This is a genomic window from Acetobacter lambici (genome assembly GCF_011516885.1).
Classification (GTDB): Bacteria; Pseudomonadota; Alphaproteobacteria; order Acetobacterales; family Acetobacteraceae; genus Acetobacter; species Acetobacter lambici.
The window spans coordinates 1-3995 of the sequence record NZ_WOTD01000089.1 but is presented as its reverse complement, the minus strand read 5'-3'; the positions used below and the strand labels follow the sequence as shown (position 1 = coordinate 3995).

At 52.7% G+C, this 3995-nt stretch carries 4 protein-coding genes; all 4 read right to left on the bottom strand.

Annotated elements, in window-relative coordinates; genetic code table 11:
- Positions 1-75: 75 nt before the first annotated feature.
- From GOB86_RS14805 to GOB86_RS14790, 4 genes are read right to left on the bottom strand one after another with little or no spacing between them, the layout of a single operon-like run.
- Positions 76-981 (bottom strand): restriction endonuclease subunit S, encoded by a 906-nt coding sequence (locus GOB86_RS14805; RefSeq protein WP_165993418.1) that lies wholly within the window; start codon positions 979-981, stop codon positions 76-78.
- Positions 978-2525, bottom strand: a complete 1548-nt coding sequence (locus GOB86_RS14800; RefSeq protein WP_165993417.1) for a type I restriction-modification system subunit M — start codon at positions 2523-2525, stop codon at positions 978-980. Before GOB86_RS14800 ends, GOB86_RS14805 begins: the two co-directional genes overlap by 4 nt.
- On the bottom strand, positions 2522-2701 hold the full coding sequence (locus tag GOB86_RS14795) for a helix-turn-helix domain-containing protein (protein ID WP_165993414.1): 180 nt from the start codon (positions 2699-2701) through the stop codon (positions 2522-2524). The genes GOB86_RS14800 and GOB86_RS14795 overlap by 4 nt, the downstream gene beginning before the upstream one ends.
- Before the next feature lie 39 nt (positions 2702-2740).
- Entirely contained in the window at positions 2741-3835 is a 1095-nt protein-coding gene (locus tag GOB86_RS14790; RefSeq protein WP_165993412.1) for a Fic family protein, read from the bottom strand.
- Between the last annotated feature and the right edge of the window lie 160 nt (positions 3836-3995).

Below are 3995 nucleotides of genomic sequence, written 5' to 3'. Positions count from 1 at the left end.
CATACTCAACCGCTTCACCGCGCTCGGAATCCCCGTCACCCACGCTGTCGCGTAAGGGAAACCCACGAAAAGGGTTCAGCACACCCAATACCCGAATTTTGCAACAGAGCCCTCTTCACCATCAAATATAACTGTCCGACCGATTGTGCCGCTTGCAGATATCAAAACGTCACCAATCTTTGGGTAGCTATATTTTTTTTTGAAATTCTCGAATAGCTCTTTAGAAATATAGGCATTTGGTTCTCGCCCAAACGTCCCGATTTTGAAAAACGGGATGTCACCTGCCTCTGATGTTTGGTTCTTCATCACTCGTTTGCACATACGTACTTCACCAACCCAGCCAAGAGGCTTCCATGCCATGTTTCCAGAAGGATGGCTTAAAAGCTGATCGCGGTAGTGGTTGTATTGCTTTTTGCGCTGGGTAAGCTCGGTGGTAAGCTCGGTGGTAAGCTCGGTGAAGCTGTCGAGTATCCGAACAATCTCCCCCTGTATCGCCAGTGACTTCTGCGGATCATCGGGGCAGGGGATGGGGACAAGATATTGTAGAATGTGAGTTTTGCTTCCACGAGGCATCTTTGCGCCCTTGGAGTGCTGAATATTGTACGCGAAGAAATTTTCGTCGGTCAGAACCTGAAAAAGATAGCGCGAGTTCAACACAGAGTCTGTTGGATGAACCACCAGAACGTCCCCATTGGTTCCACCTCTCCGATCTGCGTGCCAGATTTTCCTGAGGTAGGGACGAATGTTACCTATTAGGACGTCGCCCTCCTTAAATTCTGTAAGATTGCCGGACGTTGGAACGTAGTTTGAATTTACCCTCCCAGCTCGGTTTTGAAGAAGGTTGTCCACTCCGACATAGTTTGACTGATTAAGCTGATCGGAACCGATGCGGGTCGTTGAATACTGAGCAATATCCCCTAACGGCTTCCAAACCACCTCAGCTCCGTCCAGCAGCTTCTCCAGAAATTCCGCTGCACTCATGCGTCAATCTCCGCAATGATGGCATCGATGTCGGCGCGCAGCTGGTCGATCCTCAGAACCGTGGTTCTGATCTCCTCATTCAGCTCACCAATACTGACAATTTCGCGCGTGTCGCGCGGCTCGATATAGGAGCTGACCGAGAGGTTATAGCCGCGCTCCACGATGGTCTCATACGACACCAAGGCGGCGACATGATCGACGTCTTCCTTACGACCAAAAATCTCCATCACCCGCGCGATGTGATGGTCCGTCATCAGATTGGTGTTGGTAGCCTTCTTGAAGAATTCTTCCCCGCTGGCGTCGATGAATTGGATGGCCGTGTCGGTCTTGTTCTTGGCGAGGACCAGGATCGTCACCGCGATGGTCGTGCCGTAAAAAAGGTTGGAGGCGAGCGCGATCACCGCTTCGACATAGTTGTTATCGACCAGATATTGCCGGATCTTCTTTTCCGCCCCGTCGCGATAAAAGATTCCCGGGAAACATACGATCGCCGCGCGACCCTTCGCCGAGAGATAGCTGAGCGCATGGAGCACAAAGGCGAAATCGGCTTTTGATTTGGGTGCCAGCACGCCCGCCGGAGCAAAGCGGTCATCGTTGATCAGAGTGGGATCGTCCGAGCCGATCCACTTCACCGAATAGGGCGGGTTGGAAACGATGGCATCAAAGGGCTTGTCGTCCTGGAAATGCGGCTGGGTAAGCGTATCGCCGCGCTGGATATTGAACTTGTCGTAATTGATGTTGTGCAGGAACATGTTCATGCGGGCGAGGTTATAGGTCGTGTGGTTGATCTCCTGCCCGAAGAAACCCTCTTCAATGATGTGTTCATCGAACTGCTTCTTGGCTTGTAGCAACAGCGAGCCAGAGCCGCAGGCCGGGTCGTAAATCTTGTTGACCTTTTCCTGCCCGTGCATAGCAAGCTGCGCGATGAGCTTCGAGACATGCTGCGGCGTGAAGAACTCTCCACCAGACTTGCCCGCATTGGCGGCATAATTCGAGATCAGGAATTCATAGGCATCGCCGAACAGATCAATCTGACTGTTGTGGAAGTCCCCGAAATTCAATTCCGCAACGCGCTTAAGCACCTTAGCTAATCGGCTATTCTTTTCCGCGACGGTATTACCAAGGCGCGTGCTGGTCGTATCGAAATCGGCGAACAGGCCCTTGATATCTTCCTCAGACGGATAGCCATTGGCTGAGGCTTCAATAGCTTTAAAGACCTGCGCCAGATCAGTGTTCAGGCTGTCATTCGTGTTGGCATCGTCCGCCACATTGGCGAACAGCTGGCTAGGGTAGATGAAATAGCCCTTGGTCTTGATAGCGTCGTCCTTAATGTCATCAGTGATGACGTCATCGGATAAAGCCGCATAATCGATGCTCTCGTCATCCGCCTCGATATATGAGGCGAAATTCTCGCTGATGAACCGATAGAAGAGCGTGCCAAGGACATACTGTTTGAAGTCCCAGCCATCGACCGAGCCACGCACATCGTTCGCGATGTCCCAGATTTTCCGTTGTAGCGCTGCGCGTTGTTCTTGGCCGGTCATCTCTTTTTGTCCTTCTTCGGATTGGCTTCATGCTCGATCCAATCCTCAATATCCACGCGCCGAAACCGCCACGTGCCGCCAACCCTGAATCCGGGCAGCTTGCTGTCGGTCGCAAGGCGGTAAGCGGTTTTCCTGTTGATCCTGGAGACAGCGTCTTCAACCTCAACGGGATTCATGCATAAAATTCCATACGTTCGAAAACCAGATCATACACCTCATGCACCACCGGACACTTCCAGGAAGAGGCGGACCAGAGGTGCGTTGATATAATAATTGCTCCGTCCTGAGCGGTGCTTGGACAGCAGACCTTTCTCTGACAGCTGATCGAGATATTTCCCTGCCGTCTGACGCGCGATGTTCAGATCTGCCTGGACATACTCGATTTTCGTGTAGGGATGCCGGAACAGGTTGTTCAACAGCTCCTGACTGTAAATCTTGGGCAGTTCCGTGCGCATCCGCTGCTTCATGGTGGCCATCTGCGCCCGCATGCCTTCAATCAGATCAAGGGTAATCCTGGATGTCTCAGCCACGGCACGCAGCATGTGGAGGATCCACGCCTCCCATGCGCCTTCATCCCGCACCTTCTGCAACAGATGATAATATTCATCCTTGTGGCGGGTGATGTAGCGCGACAGGTAGAGGATCGGGATATCCAGAAGACCAGTCCGGGTCAGATACAATACATTCAGGATCCGCCCGACACGGCCATTTCCATCGGGGAAGGGGTGGATGCTCTCAAACTGATGGTGGATCAGAGCCATCTTGATGAGCGGATCCAGATCACAGAGCCCGTCATCATTCACGAACCGCTCCAGATCCGACATATGCCGGATAATCTCCCGCCCATCCTGCGGCGGCACAAAAACCACTTCCCCCGTGCGCTCGTTCTTCAGGGCCGTTCCTGGTGTGTTTCGAAACCCATCCGCCCTCTTCTTGAGCCTCTGGAAAATCGCGATCAGCCCCTTGTTCAGGATCAACCCGTCGGTTTCCTTCAGCTGCTGAAACCCAAGATGCAGCGCATCGCGATACAGGGCGACCTCCTTGGCCGCCACTGAGTCCGGCCCCTCAGGAAACAGATCGGCCTGAAAGAGCTCATCCTGGGTGGTGACGATATTCTCGATTTCCGAGGACGCCTTGGCTTCCTGCAAAGCCAGCGTATCAATCAGGATCCCCTGATTGGGAATAGTTGCCGCCCGCCCCTTCAGTTCCGCCAGAGCCTTATTGGCCTCGACCAGCGCCCTGAGAACCGGAACCGTTTCTATGTCCGTCTGAGGCGGCAAAGGTCGAATAAGGTAGGTTGGCGTTAACATGACATCCTGACGTGGTAGCAATATGTGTTTTTTCTAACACGTCAGAATGATCCGTCAAAGAAATCCGGTTTCTTTGACATGTCATATTCTGCTGTCGGCTTTTATCCCCTGAAGACTATTCCTGCTCTGCCGAAACAATGATGACACAGGGTTTCTGAGT

Bases quoted from the DNA above. Each gene is read 5' to 3' on its own strand.
- GOB86_RS14795 (WP_165993414.1), bottom strand. From the start codon at position 2,701: ATGAATCCCGTTGAGGTTGAAGACGCTGTCTCCAGGATCAACAGGAAA.
- GOB86_RS14790 (WP_165993412.1), bottom strand. From the start codon at position 3,835: ATGTTAACGCCAACCTACCTTATTCGACCTTTGCCGCCTCAGACGGAC.
- GOB86_RS14805 (WP_165993418.1), bottom strand. From the start codon at position 981: ATGAGTGCAGCGGAATTTCTGGAGAAGCTGCTGGACGGAGCTGAGGTG.
- GOB86_RS14800 (WP_165993417.1), bottom strand. From the start codon at position 2,525: ATGACCGGCCAAGAACAACGCGCAGCGCTACAACGGAAAATCTGGGAC.